Genomic DNA, 19,373 nt, shown 5'->3' with positions numbered 1-19,373 from the left:
TAATTTATAAATCGAAAAACTACAAACCATGAAAATACTATCGGCTTTAAAAATATATGCAATTATAATCGGCATAGTGCTATGCGCATCGAAATCAATTGCACAAACAGATCCACATTTCTCACAATATTATGCCTATCCACTTTGGCTAAACCCAGCATTAACAGGTGTAATTGATGGCGATTATCGAGCATCGGTAAATTTTAAACAGCAATGGGCTGCGCTAAACAGTTCTTTTTTAACAGGAGGGGCGTCATTTGATTTGGCACCCATTAAAAACTTTGCTTTTGGGGTAACCATCCTCAATCAAAGAGCCGGTGAATTGGATTTTAATTATTTAAGCGCCTTGGTTTCGGGTTCATATCGATTAAGGTTTGGTGTGGAGGGATTGCAGATGTTTAGTTTCGGCTTGCAAGCCGGTTTTGTAAATAGAAGTTTTGATTTCTCTCAGGCTCGTTTCGGTAATCAGTTCAACCCGATTACAGGTTATGATGGCGGCATGATGAGTGGGGAAACCTTCTCATCAACCTCATCTTTTGTGCCCGATGTAAACGCAGGGGTTATGTTTTTTGATGGCAATCCAAATCAAAGTGTAAATATCTTCGCAGGTGTTAGTGCGGCACATTTAAACCGACCAACAGAACGCTTTACAGGTTACAACGGTAAAACGCCAATTCGGTTTACAGCACATGGCGGGGCAAGGGTGCGCGCATCCGAATTGTTGGATATTGTGCCAAATGCATTAGTGATGTATCAAGGCAATACAAATGAAGTTTCTGTGGGTGCTTATGCCCAGCTAAACGTAAATAATTCATCCAATATCCTGTTCGGAGGCAATTATCGGGTTAAAGATGCAGCTATCGCTTTTGTGGGCCTGCAATTAAAGAACATGGTTTTTGGATTAAGTTACGATGTAAATACCTCCACTTTTCAGCGTGCTTCTAATAGCAACGGAGGTTTGGAACTTTCCATATCGCTTATTGGCAGAAATGGAATTATTGGACCAAACTTCTTTTGCCCACGATTATAGTTCAATATAAGAGGTAACAAAAACAATCATCAAATAAATAAATCGATAGAGATGAGAAAAATTTTAATCATTTTATTGGTAGCATATAGCAGTTTGGCAAACGCACAGTTTGTGGTAAACTATAAAAAAGTTGCTGATACATATTTCGAAAATAAGGATTACTATGCCGCATCTACCTTTTATAAAAAGGCCTTAAAAATTACCAGCGACAGTACCCAGGCCATTTTGCCCTATGGTAAAGAACGTAAAGCCACTAGCGATGATAAAGTGATAGAAGATTACGAAGGCGCTATTTACAATTTGGCAGAATCTAGTCGGATGTATAAGGAATTTTCTGAAGCAGAAAAATATTACGGCATCGCCATAACCTTTACCAATACCAGATATAGAAAAGCACTTTTTTGGTATGCCGAAAGCCTGAGGGCTAACCGAAAATTCAACGAAGCCATTGCCGCTTATGAAAAATTTATTCAGAAAAATAACGGCGATGTTTTAGCTAAAGATGCTCAGAAGGCAATTCTTTCAAGCAAATTTGCAATTGAAGAAATGCGTTTCCCCAGAATGGAGCAAATTAACAAAATGCCCAACAAAGTTAATGGCTTAGGATCTAACTATGCGCCATATAGATTCAATAACGAAATCTATTTCACATCGTCAAGACCCATTTCCATTGCCGGTAAAAAAGATATTGTGAAAACAGAAAATGGACAGGTTCAAGTTTCAACTAAAGCAAATCCATTCATCAACAATATTTATAGCGCAAAAAATAGTGCTGTTGAGGGAGAAATTTCGGTAAAAATGATGGGTATTAACCTACCAAAAGATATGGAAGTTGCTGCGACAACTTTTAGCCCAGATGGAAACACCGTTTACTTTACCGCTTGGCGCGACAAAGAAAAATACGCCATATACAGTTCAAAAAAATCGGGCAATAATTGGTCAGACCCTCAGCCCTTAGGCTTACAGGTAAATAGCAAAGATTTTAATGCCATGCAACCTTTTGTAACCAGCGATGGAAAGTTTCTGCTATTTTCATCTGATCGAAGCGGAGGATTTGGGAAGTTCGATTTGTGGTATTGCGTTATTCGGAATGATGGATCATTAGGGCAGCCTGTTAACTTAGGCGAAACCATCAATTCAGAAGATGACGAAAGGGCACCATACTATAATGTGGTAACCAAAAAGCTATTATTTAGTACCGATGGAAGAATTGGTTTGGGTGGATTGGATTTCTTCGAGTCAGAAGGCGATTTAATCACTTGGTCGAAACCCAAAAATATGGGTTATCCTTTCAATTCATCTAAAGACGATGTTTATTTTACCCCGATAGATGCCCAAGGAAACCGCGGGTACATCAGCTCAGATCGAGAATCATCCTGCTGTTTAGAAATTTTCGAAGTTAAAAAAGAATACTTTACCCTTAGTGGCGTACTTAACGATTGTAAAACCAACAAACCCATGGCCGATGCAACCGTAACGCTTAGTAATTACGAGGGTGATCAAAGAATCAGAACAAATGCATCCGGTATGTATAGTTTTAAAGTAGATCGAAAACGACCAATAAAATTGGCTTTTGCAAAAGATAATTATTTCTCCATCACCAAAAATTATCCTTTCGAAGAGTTGGCCAAGGCCGATACTTTAATCCATAAAGATTACTGCATTAGCCCATTCAAAATCAATATTCCCATCGTATTGGATAACGTGTATTACGAATTTGATCGTGCAGATTTAACCGAACCCTCGAAAAAGGTTTTGGATGCCTTGGCCACCATTATGGAAGATAATGCCGAAATGGAAATCGAATTAGGCGCCCATACGGATGATGTGGGTAAGGAGGAGTACAATCAGGAATTATCCGAAAAAAGAGCACAGTCTTGTGTAGATTATTTAGTAACCAAAGGCATATCCGCCTCACGTATGACATCAAAAGGCTACGGCGAGAAAATGCCCATCGCACCCAATACCCTTAAAAAAGGAAAAGATAACCCGGAAGGTAGAGCCAAAAACAGGCGCACAGAGTTTAAGGTTACAAAAAAATAGAAATTATTCAGTTGTTTTGGTTAGCCATTCCTTTAGGGGGATGGCTTTTTTTGCTATTGGCAAATAACAGAATTAAATTTAATCTTTGTAATTTCCGCTTATCAAACAAATTTATGAATATCAATATACACCCAACTGCCATTTTCAGAACACCAAAATTCTCGTATCAATCAGATATTTCGGCCTGTTGGGATGAACTTAAACAAGCCATATCCATCTCGTCGGAAGCATTTTACGAGACCATTAAAGATGTAAAGGCCGATGAAATACCAAACCTACCACCAAAAATTGTTTTTACCATTTGGAAATATTTCAACCGAGCAAAATTTCGCTCAACACCATATGGTACGTTTGCAAGTTTTAGCCTGCTAAAAAATGCGGTAAAATTTAATGCCGATAAAATCCTAATTGAAGCCCACCAACAAGAACATTCGTTTATCGATTGGCCTCAAAAAAATAATGTATCCTACTCCGTAGCAGAACTGCTTGCCAAAAATTGTTTATTGTTTAGCAACAGTAGTTACTACCCAACTTCCAACAGCTTGCGCTACATTGCCTGTACCGATGGATTATTCGAACTGGCAGAAATTAATCAAGATGTATTTGTGCAAAAGGTTTTAGAAGCCTGTTTAAAGCCCATCAGTGTACAAGAATTGGAACAAACAATGGGTATTCAAGAAGATGAGCACCAATCCTTTCTAAATCTTCTTGCAGATATGCGCGATCTTCAACTCCTGTTTACAGATCACGATCCAAATATATTAGGCGAAGATTATTTTAAAAGAATTGGTTTTTCCGATACAGGGTTGCCAAGATATATCATAGCAGAACGCAAAGCCAAAGCTGGGCAAATAGAAGAAAGATTGTTGCAACATGTACCCAGTTTAATCCAACTGTTACAGCAAATCATACCCAACAACGAAAAAGAAGCCCTTCAGAAATTTAAAAATAGATTTAAGAAAAAGTTCGAGCAAAAAGAGGTTTCGCTTTTAATTGCACTTGATCCGGAAATGGGCGTTGGATACGATGAATTGGAGCAAGCCGATCAAAGCGATGATTTTGTAGCTCAATTTAGCAACAAGCAAGCTGAAAAAACTAAAGAGGGAGAAAACCTAAAATCCACATTGGGCAAAACCCTAAATCAAGAATCCTTTGAACAAGGGAAGCCAATTTACCTAAACAAACTGGCGTTTAAACTGAGCGAAAAACCTGCTAAATTGCCCAATACCTTCAGTATGTTAATGTCGATAGCCGATGATCAATTATGTGTAGATCAGGTTGGGGGCATAACAGCAAACGGCTTAAGTGGTCGGTTTACAATGGCAAATGCCGAAGTAGAGCAGCACAGTAAGTTAATAGCAGAAATAGAGCAAAAAGCAAATCCGGATGTTTTGTTTTTTGATGTGGCCTACATGGTCGAGGCCACGGTAGATAACATCAACAGAAGAAAGATAATTTATGGGCAGCAGCTTTCTATTTTAAATTACGATACATCAGCCGAGCCTCTGTTGTTAAACGACATAATGATTTCTGTTAGAGGATCAGAAATAATACTTCGATCAAAAAAACTGAATAAAAGAATGGTGCCGAAAATGGCATCGGCATATAACTACAGCCGCTCAGATCTTTCTATCTTTCGTTTGCTCTGCGATTTACAACATCAAGAAATCGCAAGCAATTTGAATATCCCCTTAGATGCCATATTCCCAAATTTGGATTACTATCCACCACTACATTTTCATAATATCTCCTTAAGTAGGGCAAAATGGCGTGTAAAAAAAGAAGCCATCTTTCCAGCTAAAAATGAACAACTTACATTAGCACAATGCCGAACTTATCTTACAAATCTGGGTGTATCAAATTGTTTTAAAGCCGGCGCTTCCGATCAAACCTTATGTTTTAACTTAGCCAACGATGAGGATATCAACGCATTGATACAATACATGCAAAAACAAAAGAGCGTGTACTTGGAAGAGGTAATTTTGCCAGAAAGTAGCCCAGTGGTTGATGAAGATGGTAAACCATATTTAGCCCAATTTATACTCAATCTCTATCAAGAAAGCCAAATTTATGCCCCAGCCAATTTGGTAGAAAACTCAGCATCAACACACGTTCAACAATACTTTCCGCCGGGCAGCGAGTGGCTTTATTTCGAAATTTATTGCCACCAGCAACGGTCGGATGAAATGCTGATTGGTGTAATCAGTTACTTTTTAGAAACCCACGAGCAAGACATTAAATCGTGGTTTTTCATCCGCTACAACGAAAATGGAAATCATTTAAGGTTAAGGCTCTTGCTACACGATGTAGGCCAAGGGCAAGCATTAACAACCGCTCTTTCTAATTATTTAGATGATGATTTAAAAGTTGGCCTCGTATCCGATTTTCAAATTAGAACCTATAAACGCGAAACACAACGCTACGGAAATGATTTAATTGCACAAGTAGAAACTCATTTCGGAGCAGACAGCAATTATGTAATCTCGCTTTTGCAAGCCCAACCAGATGCTTTTACCAAATATAAATTGTGTTCGGATGTGGCAGATAAAATTAATCAAGCTGAAATATTCGATACAAAGGATTTCGCTAAAATGATTAAGCTATTTTCAGATTCCTATAACAATGAGCATAACCTCGATGCTACCGACTTTAAAAAACTAAACACCCAATATCAATTGTATCGCAAGGGAGCATCTATGGAGTTAAGTCCCGATCAGGCAAGCCATTTTGAGCTATTTTCGCAATCTTTCGTAGCCGTTTTAAAGCAGGCAGAGCCAAATAAAAGAATGAGCTTGTTTAGCGATTTAATGCACATGCACGTTAATCGCCTGTTTAATAAAGATCAGCGCACCCACGAAATGGTTATGTATTATTACCTGTTGAAAGATGTTCAACGCAGAAACGCAATGGCCAATTAAAATTAAACCCATCCCTCATGCTAAATTTATTTGAGCACGTTAATGCAAATCAATTCGATTTGATCTTGCTCCTTAGCGTTTAAACCGAGCGAAGCAGGTGTAGCTTCAAATTATTTGACAATCTCAAATGAAAATGAATTATGATAGGGGTTCTTGTTTTTTTAATTGAAAATCAAATTCAGTGCTAATCGGCTACCATAGCCCCGTGCTTACTCCAATCTTTTACTGCAAATCCCTGAAAAAGGGATTTGGTAAAAGGATTTCCGTGCCGCCCGGGTTTATTGCACTTAGGCAATTGCAAGTACCGAAATAAGTCGGAGTAACGATACCTTACGCCCATCCTTCATGCTGAATAAGTAATCCCTCATGCTGAATAAACAATATCTTAACCTTCTATCATGCTCAAAAAAAGGAACTATGAGCCTGAAATAATTCGGGGTAACGCTACCTTACGCCCATCCCTCATGCTAAATAAACAATCCCCACGCTGAATAAACAATCCGTGATGCTGAATTTATTTCAGCATCTTAATGGATCTATTCCCCTTATAAGTTAAACCCAATGCCTTTAATTAATGTTCAAATTAGCCATCAAATTAACCACAGTAACATTAATTTCGGTAATGTATCTGTTCTGCTGATCGGTGTAATATTTAAACTCGAAGTTGTCTTTATAAAAATTATTTAGTCGTTTTTGGATATTTTCTATACCTACATGATGGCTTTCTACTTTTTTACTCTTTACATCATTAACCATATTAATGGTTTTTATATTTAAGTGGTTGCCATGATAATCAACCGAAATAATAGCAGGTTGGGTAGAATGTGCGATATTTCCATGTTTAAAAATGTTCTCAACCAAGGTTAGCATAATTAAAGGCGGAAAGCGAAGACCAAATAAATCGCCATTAATTTGTAATTCTACGTTAAGTAAATTGGCCGTACGCAGTTTGTGTAGGTTAATCAGGTGCTCAATTTGCTCAATCTCCTCACTTAGTGGCACCAATTCCGAAGCCTCCGGGCGTTTCAAGGCATAACGCATCATTTCAGATAAGTTCATAATGGCATCAGCCGCCATTGGAGCTTTTTTACGCGCATCGTTGTAGATGAAATTCAGCGTATTGAATAAGAAATGTGGATTAATTTGGCTCCTTAAGAAATTATTTTGCGATTGAACCAAATCGTTTTCCAATGCTTGCTTTTCAATCTGAGTAACTAAACTTTGTCTTTCAAGTTGTTCTACTTTCTTCCGCTCTTCTAATGATTTTATGAGGTAAACATAACCTGTAGCAATTCCAATGTAATATAAGGCTCTAAAAATGCAGCTAAAGATAAATTCGTGATCTAAATTCATTGGCCTGGTCGATTCGAAAAAGCCAAGTTTTACAAATAAAATGCCTAGGCCAAAGCTTAAGAAGACATAAAAGCCACTTACCAAGATAATCAGTAGGGGAATTCCCAATGCGCTAAAACGAGATTTTATATTGAGTACCTTATTAAGCAAATAAGCATATACATAGAAGGAGAGTATGTTCGTGAAGTATATTAATACGTAAACCCCAAGAGGTCTGAACTTCAGCGAGGCTAACGACAAAATAACAGACTCATAAATAATATAAATACCCCAAATAAGGAAGTGAAGTCTATACTGTTTAAAGAAATTACTGAGAGTAGAAATTTTCATTTTATTGCTTTTTATCTATTTTATTAGGCCTTTTATCTTCTAAAACTAGGTGTTTGTGTAAAAAAATGGTAGTAGGTATTTAGGAGTTGCACCTTTACATCAGATAACAACAACGAATTAAAAATTTTAAAATAATTACAATGAAAGCTGAATACACTAACAAACTTGCAAAAAAAACTTTATTCATTTACAAAAGCGTTAAAGATCAAAACAACTTCGGTTACGAAAGAACAAACCCAGTTTCTGATCAAAGCCAAACTCAAGTAACCTTAGGAACATTCGCAATTTAATTTAAACATTAACCTTTCAATTATAATAATCATGACAACTCAAAACATCAAACTTGCCAAAAAAACTGTATTCGTTTTCAAAAGTGTTAAAGATCAAAACAACTTCGATTTTGAAAGAACCAATCCAATTTCTGATCAAAGTCAAACTCAAGTAACCTTAGGCACATTCGCAGTATAATTTATTTAGTAACCATTAAGTTTTAAACTCATGACAACTCAAAATATCAAAATCGCTAAAAAAACCATCTTCGTTTTCAAAAGCATCAAAGATCAAAACAACTTCGATTTCGAAAGAACAAATCCAGTATCAGACCAAAGCCAAACTCAAGTAACTTTAGGAACATTTGCAATTTAATTACTAGCTTCAATCTATCAATATCATGAAAACTCAAAACATCAAACTTTCTAAAAAAACGATCTTCGTTTACAAAAGCGTTAAAGAACAAAATAGCTTTGTTACCAACCCAATTTCTGATCAAAGTCAAACTCAAGTTACTTTAGGAACATTTGCAATTTAATTACTAGCTTCACTCTACTAATAATATGAAAACTCAAAATATTAAACTTTCTAAAAAAACGATCTTCGTTTACAAAAGCGTTAAAGACCAAAATAACTTTGTTACCAACCCAATTTCTGATCAAAGCCAAACTCAGGTAACTTTAGGAACATTTGCAATCTAATAATTAGCTCCGCCCGTCGATACTATGAAATCTCAAAACATTAAACTTGCAAAAAAAACCATCTTTGTTTACAAAAGCATCAAAGATCAAAGCAACTTTGCTACCAACCCAATTTCTGATCAAAGCCAAACTCAGGTAACTCTAGGAACATTTGCAATAATTTAGTAACTAGCTTTAATTTTAAGAATTATGAAAACTAAAAATAGCAAGCTATCTAAAAAAACTGTATTTGTTTACAAAAGTGTAAAGTATCAAAATAACTTTGTTACGAACCCAATTTCTGATCAAAGCCAAACTCAAGTAACTTTAGGAACATTTGCTCTTAGCTTTTAATTCTTAAGCGCAGGGATTTACCCTTTGTCCAAACCTCTCTCGTTCCAAAAGATTCTTATTCTCAAAAATCATTAAATAACTTTGGCACAAAAACAGCATCTGATTCAAATCAGACACTTGTAACCGAAGCTACTCCATACAAATCTTAAATGCTACTGGCTTCTGTTAGATTTTAACAAGCTATTCTGAACGTAAGCGAAGAATGCCTCTTTGTAGCCCTCTCCAATCTGAATCATCTCGTTATTAACCAAACGAATAATATTACCATCAACTTTCTTTATTGCCGACTTAGCAACAATGTTTGATTTATTCACGCGAATAAATGCATGTGTTTCTAAAGCCTTTTCAATCTCTTTTAGTGTAAGGTAGGTCGTATGCGTTTCGCCTTTAGTAATGATCTGAATATAGTTTTGCAACGCCTTGATGTATAAAATCTCATCAATAGCGATATTAGAAAACGCATATTTGTGATCGCCTTTAATATATAAGGCAGCCACCTGATCGGCATCTTTTGTCGCATTTTTAGAATTATTAGCCTCTTTCTTCAAGATTCTGTCAATACCGAGTGCAAACTTTGCAAACGAAATCGGTTTAAGTAAGTATTGATCGGATTGAACATCAAAAGCCTGAAGCGCATAATCAGGGTGAGCTGTCGTAAATATCAGGTACTTTGCTTTTTCCCTAATGTTTTTAGCCAACTCTATCCCGTTAATTCCAGGCATATCAATATCCATGAACAACAAGTCGATTTCATCGTCTGTACTTATTTCAGTTAACGCCTGTATCGGACTTGTAAAGGTTTTAAACAAATTCAAACCTGGCATTTCCGCTATGTGGTCAGTTAACACCTCAATCGCATGTTGTTCATCGTCAATAACAACGCATTTTAGATTCATGTTCTTAATTAAATATGTATGTTTGGAATGATTTCAACGCAAGTTAAATAAAAAAAGAATCTCTTCAACTAGGTGTTAGAAAAAATCTTCAATCTGGTTTGTCTAATAATCACCACAGGTTGGTGTAAAAATTCCTAAGGTTGATGTAAAAAAATACTTCAATTAGTTGTTTTTACTAAACTTTACACTGTTTGCCAAAAACAAATGATTGCACAATCGAGCCTAAAAGTAAAATTGTACAATTAAAAAAAAACATCTACCTGCCCCAATGTTGTGTAGCCTGTTGTAAAAAAATTAAGACAGGCCATACAATACTGGGATAAAACAACTTGTATTTTTTGAATAAGCAAATAAGAATAGATTAAACAGATCAATATTAAATATAATAATCATGGAACTTAAAGACGAAATAAGCCAATTTGCCGTGAGAATTAAGAAAATGCTCCCAACCGTTCAAACAGAGGATTCTACTCGGAACGCTTTAGTTATGCCATTTATTCAAATCTTAGGTTTTGACCCTTCAGAGGTTCAATCAGAAGCCGTTTTGGATTTTGGCATCAAGAAAAGTAAAAAAGTAGATTATACAATAATGAAAGATGGCGAACCTACTATCTTAGTAGAGTGTAAACACCACAACGAAAGCCTTGATATTCAGCAGTCTCGCTTATCTAAATATTTCCGTAAAACAAAAGCCAAATATGGTTTATTAACCAATGGCTTAGTTTACCGTTTTTACACAGAGAAAATGGTAAACAGTAAAAAAAATTCAGAGCCATTGTTTGAATTTAAAATTACCGATACCAAAGCTGCAACCATTGCTAAAATGATCGAAGAACATAAAGATTATTTCAAAGTTGAAGCGAAGGATGATCAGATAGCAAGCTAGACTTTATCTAACCTAATATAGAAAAACCCCTCAAAAATAAATTTGAGGGGTTTTTTATTGGTTCGTGAATACACCAAACCAATGCAGAGAAATTAAATTAACGCTACGCTTCTGCTTACAAATGCGGTTAATTCTGCACCCGTTAACATGCCTTGAGCCAATAAAGCTAAATCTATTGCTTGTTTAGCCAAGTTACTTTGCTCTTCGCCTTCAGCTTTCAAAATTTTGCTCACCAACTTGTGATTTCCATTAATGGCAACTTTGTAATTGTCGGGCATTTGGCCGTAAAAGCCCATTCCGCCACCCATTGCCGCCATATCTTTCATGCGGCGCATAAATTCATCCATGGTAATGGTAACCGGTAACTCCTCAGGGTGTAAAGCCACAACCTCTACCTGCATTCCCGGTTTTGTAATCGCTTTCTCGAAGATGGTCGTTACTTCCTTAACCTGCTCTTCATTTAAAACATGTTCGTTTTGCTCATCTTTTTCAATTAATTTGTCCGCCACGCTAGAGTCAACACGTTTAATCGATGTTTTTTCCAACTTCTGCTCCAATTGATTGATAAAATGATTGTCTATTGGCGAATCCAACACCAAAACATCGTACTCTTTTTTATTAGCCGATTGGATAAAAGCATCCTGTTTAGCCGCATCATTGGTGTACAAATAAACTACTCGTCCGTTTTTATCAGTTTGTAAAGGCGAAACTTTCTCTTTATACTCTGGCAAGGTGAAAAGTTCATTTTTCGTGTTTCCTACTAAGGCAAAATCTTTAGCTTTATCATAAAATTTATCTTCGCTAATCATGCCGTACTTCACAAACATACCAATGTCTTTCCACTTGTCTTCAAAGCTTTTACGGTCTTTAACAAACAGTTCGCCTAGTTTATCAGCAACTTTTTTGGTAATGTAATTGTTTATTTTCTTAACGTTACTATCGGCCTGTAAGAAACTACGCGATACGTTTAATGGAATATCTGGAGAATCAATCACCCCGTGCAATAACATTAAAAATTCTGGCACAATATCCTTAACCTCATCAGTAATAAATACTTGGCGAGAGTAAAGCTTAATTTTATTGCGTTGCAATTCAAAGTCGTTTTTCAACTTAGGGAAATACAATACACCAGTTAAGTTAAATGGATAATCAACATTTAGGTGAATCCAAAATAATGGCTCTTCACTAAACGGATACAGCTCGCGGTAAAAATTTAGGTAATCTTCGTCTGACAAATCTGCAGGCGCTTTTGCCCAAATTGGATTTGTTGTATTGATGATATTATCAACCTCTACATCTTTGTATTTTTTCTTTCCCTCTTCATCTTCACCATCCTCTACAGATTCGGTTTTCGTACCAAATTTAATCGGCACAGGTAAGAATTTTGCGTATTTATCAAGAATTTCTTGCAACTTCGATTCTTCCAAAAACTCTTCCGAATCTTTATTTACATGTAAAATAATATCCGTACCACGGGTAGTTTTGGTGCCTTCAGTAATTTCAAATTCTGTACTACCATCACAAATCCAACGGGCAGGTTCTGCACCATCTTGGTAAGATAAAGTTTGAATTTCCACTAAATCTGAAACCATAAAGGCCGAGTAAAAGCCTAAACCAAATTTACCAATAATTTCATTGGCATCTTTGGCATCTTTAAATTTCTCAACAAACTCACTTGCGCCAGAAAATGCAACCTGGTTGATGTATTTTTTTATTTCTTCGGCAGTCATACCCAAACCATTATCGCTAATGGTAATGGTTTTAGCTTCCTTATCAACCGCAACTTGCACCAAAGGTTGCCCAACTTCTCCGTTAAACTGACCTAATGAACCTAGTCTTTTAATTTTCTGAACCGCATCTACAGCGTTAGAAACCAATTCACGAAGAAAAATTTCGTTATCAGAGTATAAAAACTTCTTAATTATCGGGAAAATGTTCTCGGTATGTATCGAGATGTTTCCTTTTTCTTGTATGCTCATATGTGTAAATAAATTGTTTAATCTATAACCTGCATAACAAGGCTTGTTCCAAAGCCGCTTATTTGACAAATTGACAGAGACTTTTCAATTACTCATCTTTCGTTTTGGTAGGTGTATTCACAAATACTCGCTGTAGTTTGTATGTTCATTAACAACGAAAAGGGTATAAAACTTATGCTGGAAATAATTTGTAAAGCAGGGGCAGTGGATCTATTAAGGTTCGTCCAGCTTTACACTGTAGCCCCGATAGAAAAAATCGGGGGCTGCCGTTTCAATCTGGTTTATTTTACTAAGGCTAGTGCACCGCGAAGCAGGCAAATGCAAACCATCCCGCCGTGGTTTGTGTGTTCATGAATAAGGAAATAAATATAAAACTTGTGCTGAAAATAATTTGTAAAGCAGGGGCAGTGCATCTATTAATGTTCGTCCAGCTTTTCACTGTAGCCCCTATAGAAAAAATCGGGGGCTGCCGTTTCAATCTGGTTTATTTTACTAAGGCCAGTGCACAGCGACGCAAGGCAATGGCAAACCATCCCGCCGTGGTTTGTGTCTTCACGAACCACATAACAAAAGACAAAAAAAGCACTGTGAAACCACGAATCAGGGCAAATAAAAAAGCCAACACCCTAAATGAGTATTGGCTGTATATTTTGCTGATTTTTAGTTAGTTCATTAAATAAGTTTCACCCCGCCGTGGTTCGTGTCTTCACGAACCACATAACAAAAAACAAAAAGCACTGTGAAACCATAAATCAGGGCAAATAAAAAAAGCCAACACCCTAAATGAGTATTGGCTGTATATTTTGCTGATTTTTAGTTAGTTCATTAAATAAGTTTCATCCTGTTCTAACGAAAGAATTTTACTAATCTTCTTCAATAGTACATCCATTTGAAAAGGTTTTGATAAGAAATCATCCTGTCCATAATTTAATGTGGTGAAATCTTTAGGATCGTACAAACCAGAAATTAATAAAATTGGAATTTGAGAAGTACTTTCTATTGATTTTAGTTGCTCGCACAATACACGCCCATCAATATGGCCAAGTGAAATATCCAATAAAAGTAAATCGGGTTTAAAGGTTTCAATGCGATTAAAAACTTCTTCGCCATCGCTAAGTGCAGACACTTTAAAACCACCTATTTCTAAAATCAATTGTATGGTTTCTAAAACCTCAATATCATCATCAACTACCAGTATTCTCTTCATATGTTCTGTGCAATTTTGTGTGTTGTTTATTTATAACACTACTTCGCACGGTTATGTTTACAATCTTAAGAATATTTTAACAATAAATTTATATTTATCGTAAAATGTTGGGTAGTTTAAATGGCTTGCTTTACAACGCCTTCTTTTAGCAAAATAAAATTGAAAAGTTCTTCTATTGGTTTTTGCAAAATTTTGCCCGCTTCTATACCATTTTCGGCCAAAACTTGCTTCAATTCATCCTGATAATAATAAGCTATAGAACCTACAAAATGACACGGAACCTTTTTGTGCCTTGAATAGTCCTTAACATTGGTATCTACAAATTCCTGAAAGCCTGTTTTTAAAATATTTTGAATAAATGGATGGCTTTTATGATTGGCCATGAAACGGCTAAAGCTGGCGAGATAAATATTTGGAAAAGGTTTTTGATATACATTGGTAATGATTTGCTCCTTTTCTGTTGCGAAAGTTTTTTTAAACTCGGCTACCAAATCTGAAGGCATTTTTTTATACAGGTAACTCAGCAAAACCTTTTTTCCGAAAAAAGTGCCCGAACCTTCATCTCCTAAAACATAACCTAGGCCGTGGTGTCCATCGTGAATTTTTTCACCGTCAAAATAACAGATGTTTGAGCCTGTACCCAAAATGCAATTCAAACCCTCTGCATCGCCACAAGTTGCATAAACTGAGCCGAGTAAATCATGATCGACAGAAATAAAAGCATTTGAAAAAACTGCAGAAAGCCCGTTCGATACCACCTCATGTTTATCGGGCGATGAACATCCTGCACCAAAGAAATAAATCTCCTTCACCTCTAAGGCAAATTCCATAACCGTTTCATTCTTCGAAATCAGTTTAGTTATTTCCTGCTCACTTAAAAAATAAGGGTTTATACCAGGCGTATTAAATGTAATGGTTTCACCATTGAAATAACCCATCCAATCGGTTTTGGATGAACCGCTATCTGCAACAAGTATCATGGACTAAATATAAAAATTAATTGGTTAAGTTTATATTTCCGCTAATTTCTTTAAGCGTTGTTTCTGCTAATTTGGCTTGGTATTGCATTTCAATGAAGCGATTTTGGGCATCAATAGCATTTCTTTGTGCTTCTCTCAATTCTAAAGGTGCTATGCTTCCCAAACGGTATTTAGCAAGGGTAATATCTAAGTTTTCTTTCGCAATATTTACATTGGTTTGCTCAAGCTTTACCAAATCCAGATAAGTACTGTAGTTTTGATAAGCAGAAAGTAGTTGCGCATTAACGTCGAGCTTGGTTTTGTTCAAATTCAGTAGCGAATTATCAATATCAATTTTAGCATTACGCTCTTGTTGTCTTTGTAAAAAACCATTAAAAAGATTTAAGCTTGCCGTTACGCCGTAAGTAAAACCGTTAGCCGCAAATTTCTGGTTAAAACCCGTCGGACTGGTACTGTTTGCTCGGCTGTACCCTGAATTTAAGCTAACTGCTGGGTACCTCGACCCACGAATGGATTTTAAGGTCAATGCGGCTATCCTCTGATTAATAAAGGCGTTTTGAACATTCGGGTTTTGTTTTTCGGCAACTTCAGCAAGCTGGCTATAAATCAAGCCATCATCTACCCCAATTTCGTTTACAACATTAAAGTCGGTACTGATCTCTCTTACCATCAATTGGTTTAATCGAACTTTGGCAACCTTTAAAGCGTTTTTGGTTTGTAAATAATTGGATGTATCCGTATTGTAATCTACCTGAGCCGTTAGCACATCAAGCTTAGAACCTCTACCCAGTTCCAGTTTGGTTTTGGCAATTTGTGTTCTCAACACAGAAACGTCCATTGCGCTATCTGCAGCAATTACCAATTGTTGCTGTCTCACTACATCGTAATAGGCGGTAATTACATCAGAAACTGTGGTTAAGATTGTTAATCGAGCGTTTATTTCACCCTGTTTTTCCAATTCCTTTAACCGGTCATAGTTGGCAAACATGGTAAAACCATCAAAAATGGTCCAGTTTAAATCGGCCCCCAGGCTATTATTTGTACTTTTAGCACCCCTAATCACCCGATCTTCACCAGTTACGGGCGTTTGTCTGGTGTTTTGAATACTTCCCCCATTGGTGTAATTGGCAGCAACATTTGGCAGCATTCCTGCGTTACCAATGGTTGCATTATTTTTCGCAATATCGATATTGTTTTTACTGATTTTGATGTCGTAGTTATTTTGGAGCGCAATGCTTATCGCATCTTGCAAACTGAGCTTCTCTTGGGCAAAGGCCGAAAACGAACTTAAACTCAGCAATAATATTAATAGATTTAATCTTCTGCTCATGTTATTTATTTTGATCCCTCCAATGCTTCGTGTTCATAACGATCAGCTTCTTTTAAGTCTTTGTTTGGCTTGTATGGTTTTGCCCAATACGAATATATTGCCGGAATTACAAAAAGGGTTAAAATTAAAGAAAATAACGTACCACCAACAATAACAGTTCCCATACTCATTCTGCTTTTTGCAGCCGCACCCAATGCCAAAGCAATGGGTAAAGCGCCAATTGCAATGGCCAAACTTGTCATTAAAATTGGGCGTAAGCGAGAAACTGAAGCCTCGCGTATGGCTTCTGGAATTGGAATGCCCTTCTCCTTGAGCTGGTTGGCAAATTCTACAATTAAGATACCGTTTTTAGTTACCAAACCGATGAGCATAATGGTACCAATTTGACTAAAGATATTCCAACTTTGACCACATAACCAGAGCGATAAGAATGCCCCTGCGACCGCCATGGGTACAGTTAAAATAATGATGATTGGATCTTTAAAACTTTCAAATTGTGCAGATAAAATTAGATAAACCAATAGCAAAGCCAATCCAAAGGCGAAAAATGTGTTCGATGAGCTTTCTTTAAAATCTCTCGATTCTCCACTCAAATCGGTAGAGAAGCTTTCATCCAAAACCTTTTTAGCAATGGCATCCATAGCATCGATACCTTCGCCAATACTTTTCCCTGGAGCTAAACCAGCAGAAACCGTAGCGGCTATGAAACGGTTATTTCGGTAGAGTTGTGGCGGACTGCTTTCTTCCTTCGCCGTAACCAAATTATCCAGCTGTACCAGCTCTCCGCTATCATTTCTCACATATACCGAACTTAAATCCAATGGGTCTTTTCTATCGCCCCGATCAAACTGCCCAATAACCTGATATTGCTTTCCATTCATAAAGAAATAAGAAAAACGTTGCCCACTAAGGCCAAGATTTAAGGTTTGTGCAATTGACGCAATAGAAACACCTAGATTTTTTGCCTTATCACGATCGATGGTGAGATTAATTTCTGGTTTGTTAAACTTCAAGTTCACATCAGAAGTAGTGAAAGTTGGGTCTTTAGAAACCGCTTCCATAAACAATGGCACCTTCTCTCTCAGTTTTTCAAAATTTTGTGCCTGAATGATGTAACTTATCGGCAAGCCACCTCTACGACCAACAGAAATTGTAGGTTGCTGATTTACAATCGTTTTTCCTTCGGTGAATTTTTTTGTGAGTCTGGTTAACTGATCGGCAATTTGCTGTTGCGTTCTGTCTCGGTCTTCTGGATTGACTAAACCCATACGCAAAAAACCAGAGTTTACAGATCCCGAACCGCCAAAGCCTGGGGAGGTAATGGTGATGTTTACGTTTTTTTCTGGAACTGAATCAATAACCAATTGATTCAATTTCATGATGAATTTATCCGTGTAAGCAAATGATGCCCCTTCTGGTGTGGTTACATTGATGTTGATGGCACTTCTATCATCGTAAGGCGCAGTTTCTTTAGGAAGGATTTTCCAGAAAAGAAAAATTAAACCCATACAAACCAAGATAATCGGGATAGATAACCATCGTCTATCTAAAAACTTATTTAGATTGGTTTCATAACCATCGTTCAGCTTAACAAAATAAGGCTCCGTCCAATTGTAAAATTTTGATGGCTTATGGCCACCTTTTTTCATTAAATAGGCATTAAGCATTGGCGTTAAGGTAAGCGATACAAAAGCCGATATTAAAACGGCCGCACCAATTACCACCCCAAATTCTCTAAACAATCGCCCAACAAATCCTTGTAAAAATATTACTGGGAGGAATACCGCTGCAAGCGTAATGGAAATGGAAATTACGGCAAAGAAAATCTCATTTGAGCCTTTAATTGCAGCCTCAAATGGCGACATACCTTCTTCAACTTTCTTAAATATGTTTTCTGTTACCACAATCCCATCATCAACCACCAAACCTGTGGCCAAAACAATGGCAAGTAAGCTTAATACGTTAATGGAAAATCCAAAAGCGTACATAATAAAGAAGGTGAAGATTAAAGAAACAGGAATATCAATCAGCGGACGGAAAGCAATTGCCCAGTCTCTAAAAAATAAATAGATAATTAAAATAACCAGTATGAGAGATAGACCGATGGTTTCTGCCACCTCAGTTACCGAACGTTTAATAAATAAAGTGGTATCTAATGCAACTTTAAGTTTAATATCCTGCGGAATATCTGCCTTCAACTTATCAAAACGCTTATAAAATTCGTTGCTAATATCCAGATAGTTGGCGCCTGGCTGCGGTATAATGGCAACAGCCACCATGGGTCTGCCCGACTCTCTTAAAATCGTTTCCTCGTTTTCAGGCCCTAGAACGGCATAACCTACATCTTTTAATTTGATAACTTGGTTACTGTCTGTTTTTAGAATGAGGTTATTAAACTGCGATTCGTTGGTTAATTTACCCAAAGTTTTAACCGTAAGCTCGGTTGTGGCCCCAGTAATTTTTCCTGATGGCAACTCCACATTTTCATTATCTAAGGCGGTAACAATATCTTGCGAGGTTAGTCCATAAGCACTTAACTTATTGGGGTCCATCCAAATTCGCATGGCATATTTCCTTTGGCCTTGAATTTGTACGCTACTTACCCCTGGTATAGTTTGAATTCGGTCGGCAATAACGTTTTCGGCAAAATCACTCAATTCAAGCGTGTTTCTTTTATCGCTTTGAATGGTCATCGATAAAATGGCATCGGAGTTGGCATCTGCCTTACTTACCGTTGGCAAACCATCAATATCTTTCGGTAAGGTTCTTGCCGCTTGCGAAACTTTATCACGTACATCGTTGGCGGCCTCTTCTATGTTTTTATCGAGATTAAACTCAATGGTAATGTTACTCGTACCTTGGTTACTAGATGATGAAATGTTCCGAATCCCATCGATAGAGTTAATGGATTTTTCTAATGGTTCGGTAATTTGTGATTCGATGATGTCTGAATTGGCTCCAGGATAGGAGGTTCTTACAGATACAACGGTTGGGTCAATAGACGGATACTCGCGTACGCCCAAAAAGTTATAACCGATTACCCCAAACAGGACAATCATTAGGTTCATAACAATAGCAAGAACCGGTCTCTTTATACTGGTAGTGGAAATACTCATA

The 19,373-nt window shown here is 36.9% G+C and carries 16 protein-coding genes; 9 read left to right on the top strand and 7 right to left on the bottom strand.

Annotated elements, in window-relative coordinates:
* The first annotated feature begins 28 nt into the window (after window positions 1–28).
* The 3 genes from DHW03_RS07665 to DHW03_RS07655 all read left to right on the top strand — a co-directional run bounded on the left by DHW03_RS07665 (window position 29) and on the right by DHW03_RS07655 (window position 5,991).
* Window positions 29–1,030, top strand: a complete 1,002-nt coding sequence (locus DHW03_RS07665) for a PorP/SprF family type IX secretion system membrane protein (protein ID WP_109925178.1) — start codon at window positions 29–31, stop codon at window positions 1,028–1,030.
* Window positions 1,031–1,081: 51 nt separating this feature from the next.
* Entirely contained in the window at window positions 1,082–3,073 is a 1,992-nt protein-coding gene (locus DHW03_RS07660; RefSeq protein ID WP_109925177.1) for an OmpA family protein, read from the top strand.
* A gap of 113 nt (window positions 3,074–3,186) precedes the next feature.
* A complete protein-coding gene (locus DHW03_RS07655) occupies window positions 3,187–5,991 on the top strand; it encodes a lantibiotic dehydratase (protein ID WP_133248508.1) in 2,805 nt (934 codons plus the stop codon).
* Between the two features lie 567 nt (window positions 5,992–6,558).
* Here the strand turns inward: DHW03_RS07655 and DHW03_RS07650 are convergent.
* Entirely contained in the window at window positions 6,559–7,674 is a 1,116-nt protein-coding gene (locus DHW03_RS07650; protein WP_109925175.1) for a sensor histidine kinase, read from the bottom strand.
* Between the two features lie 140 nt (window positions 7,675–7,814).
* Between DHW03_RS07650 and DHW03_RS19290 the strand changes: the two genes are divergently transcribed.
* From DHW03_RS19290 to DHW03_RS19270, 5 genes are read left to right on the top strand one after another with little or no spacing between them, the layout of a single operon-like run.
* Entirely contained in the window at window positions 7,815–7,964 is a 150-nt protein-coding gene (locus DHW03_RS19290; protein ID WP_165825388.1) for a hypothetical protein, read from the top strand.
* A gap of 31 nt (window positions 7,965–7,995) precedes the next feature.
* Entirely contained in the window at window positions 7,996–8,142 is a 147-nt protein-coding gene (locus DHW03_RS19285; RefSeq protein ID WP_165825387.1) for a hypothetical protein, read from the top strand.
* 30 nt (window positions 8,143–8,172) lie between these two features.
* Window positions 8,173–8,319, top strand: coding sequence for a hypothetical protein (locus DHW03_RS19280; protein ID WP_165825386.1), 147 nt, complete (start codon window positions 8,173–8,175; stop codon window positions 8,317–8,319).
* Between the two features lie 25 nt (window positions 8,320–8,344).
* Window positions 8,345–8,482, top strand: a complete 138-nt coding sequence (locus tag DHW03_RS19275) for a hypothetical protein (protein WP_165825385.1) — start codon at window positions 8,345–8,347, stop codon at window positions 8,480–8,482.
* A 25-nt stretch (window positions 8,483–8,507) separates the two neighbouring features.
* Window positions 8,508–8,645 (top strand): hypothetical protein, encoded by a 138-nt coding sequence (locus tag DHW03_RS19270; protein WP_165825384.1) that lies wholly within the window; start codon window positions 8,508–8,510, stop codon window positions 8,643–8,645.
* Window positions 8,646–9,130: 485 nt separating this feature from the next.
* Here DHW03_RS19270 and DHW03_RS07645 read toward each other — a convergent pair whose 3' ends face one another.
* Window positions 9,131–9,874: a LytR/AlgR family response regulator transcription factor gene (locus tag DHW03_RS07645; protein ID WP_109925174.1), complete on the bottom strand. Its 744-nt coding sequence runs from the start codon at window positions 9,872–9,874 to the stop codon at window positions 9,131–9,133.
* A gap of 391 nt (window positions 9,875–10,265) precedes the next feature.
* On the opposite strand from DHW03_RS07645, the gene DHW03_RS07640 reads away from it, so the two are divergent.
* On the top strand, window positions 10,266–10,760 hold the full coding sequence (locus tag DHW03_RS07640; RefSeq protein ID WP_109925173.1) for a type I restriction enzyme HsdR N-terminal domain-containing protein: 495 nt from the start codon (window positions 10,266–10,268) through the stop codon (window positions 10,758–10,760).
* 92 nt (window positions 10,761–10,852) lie between these two features.
* Here the strand turns inward: DHW03_RS07640 and htpG are convergent, their stop codons facing one another.
* The 5 genes from htpG to DHW03_RS07605 form a co-directional block, all read right to left on the bottom strand.
* Window positions 10,853–12,739: a molecular chaperone HtpG gene (gene htpG, locus DHW03_RS07635; protein WP_205940976.1), complete on the bottom strand. Its 1,887-nt coding sequence runs from the start codon at window positions 12,737–12,739 to the stop codon at window positions 10,853–10,855.
* Between the two features lie 817 nt (window positions 12,740–13,556).
* Window positions 13,557–13,946 carry a response regulator gene (locus DHW03_RS07620; RefSeq protein WP_109925170.1) on the bottom strand — a complete coding sequence of 130 codons (390 nt, stop codon included), beginning with the start codon at window positions 13,944–13,946 and terminating at the stop codon, window positions 13,557–13,559.
* 116 nt (window positions 13,947–14,062) lie between these two features.
* Entirely contained in the window at window positions 14,063–14,926 is an 864-nt protein-coding gene (locus DHW03_RS07615) for an N-acetylglucosamine kinase (RefSeq protein ID WP_240618494.1), read from the bottom strand.
* A 16-nt stretch (window positions 14,927–14,942) separates the two neighbouring features.
* Window positions 14,943–16,256: a TolC family protein gene (locus DHW03_RS07610; RefSeq protein WP_109925169.1), complete on the bottom strand. Its 1,314-nt coding sequence runs from the start codon at window positions 16,254–16,256 to the stop codon at window positions 14,943–14,945.
* 5 nt (window positions 16,257–16,261) lie between these two features.
* Entirely contained in the window at window positions 16,262–19,372 is a 3,111-nt protein-coding gene (locus DHW03_RS07605) for an efflux RND transporter permease subunit (RefSeq protein WP_109925168.1), read from the bottom strand.
* Window position 19,373 lies beyond the last annotated feature (1 nt).

It is taken from the genome of Pedobacter yonginensis, from assembly GCF_003173595.1.
GTDB lineage: Bacteria > Bacteroidota > Bacteroidia > Sphingobacteriales > Sphingobacteriaceae > Pedobacter > Pedobacter yonginense.
This window is presented reverse-complemented; position numbering and strand designations above follow the sequence as displayed.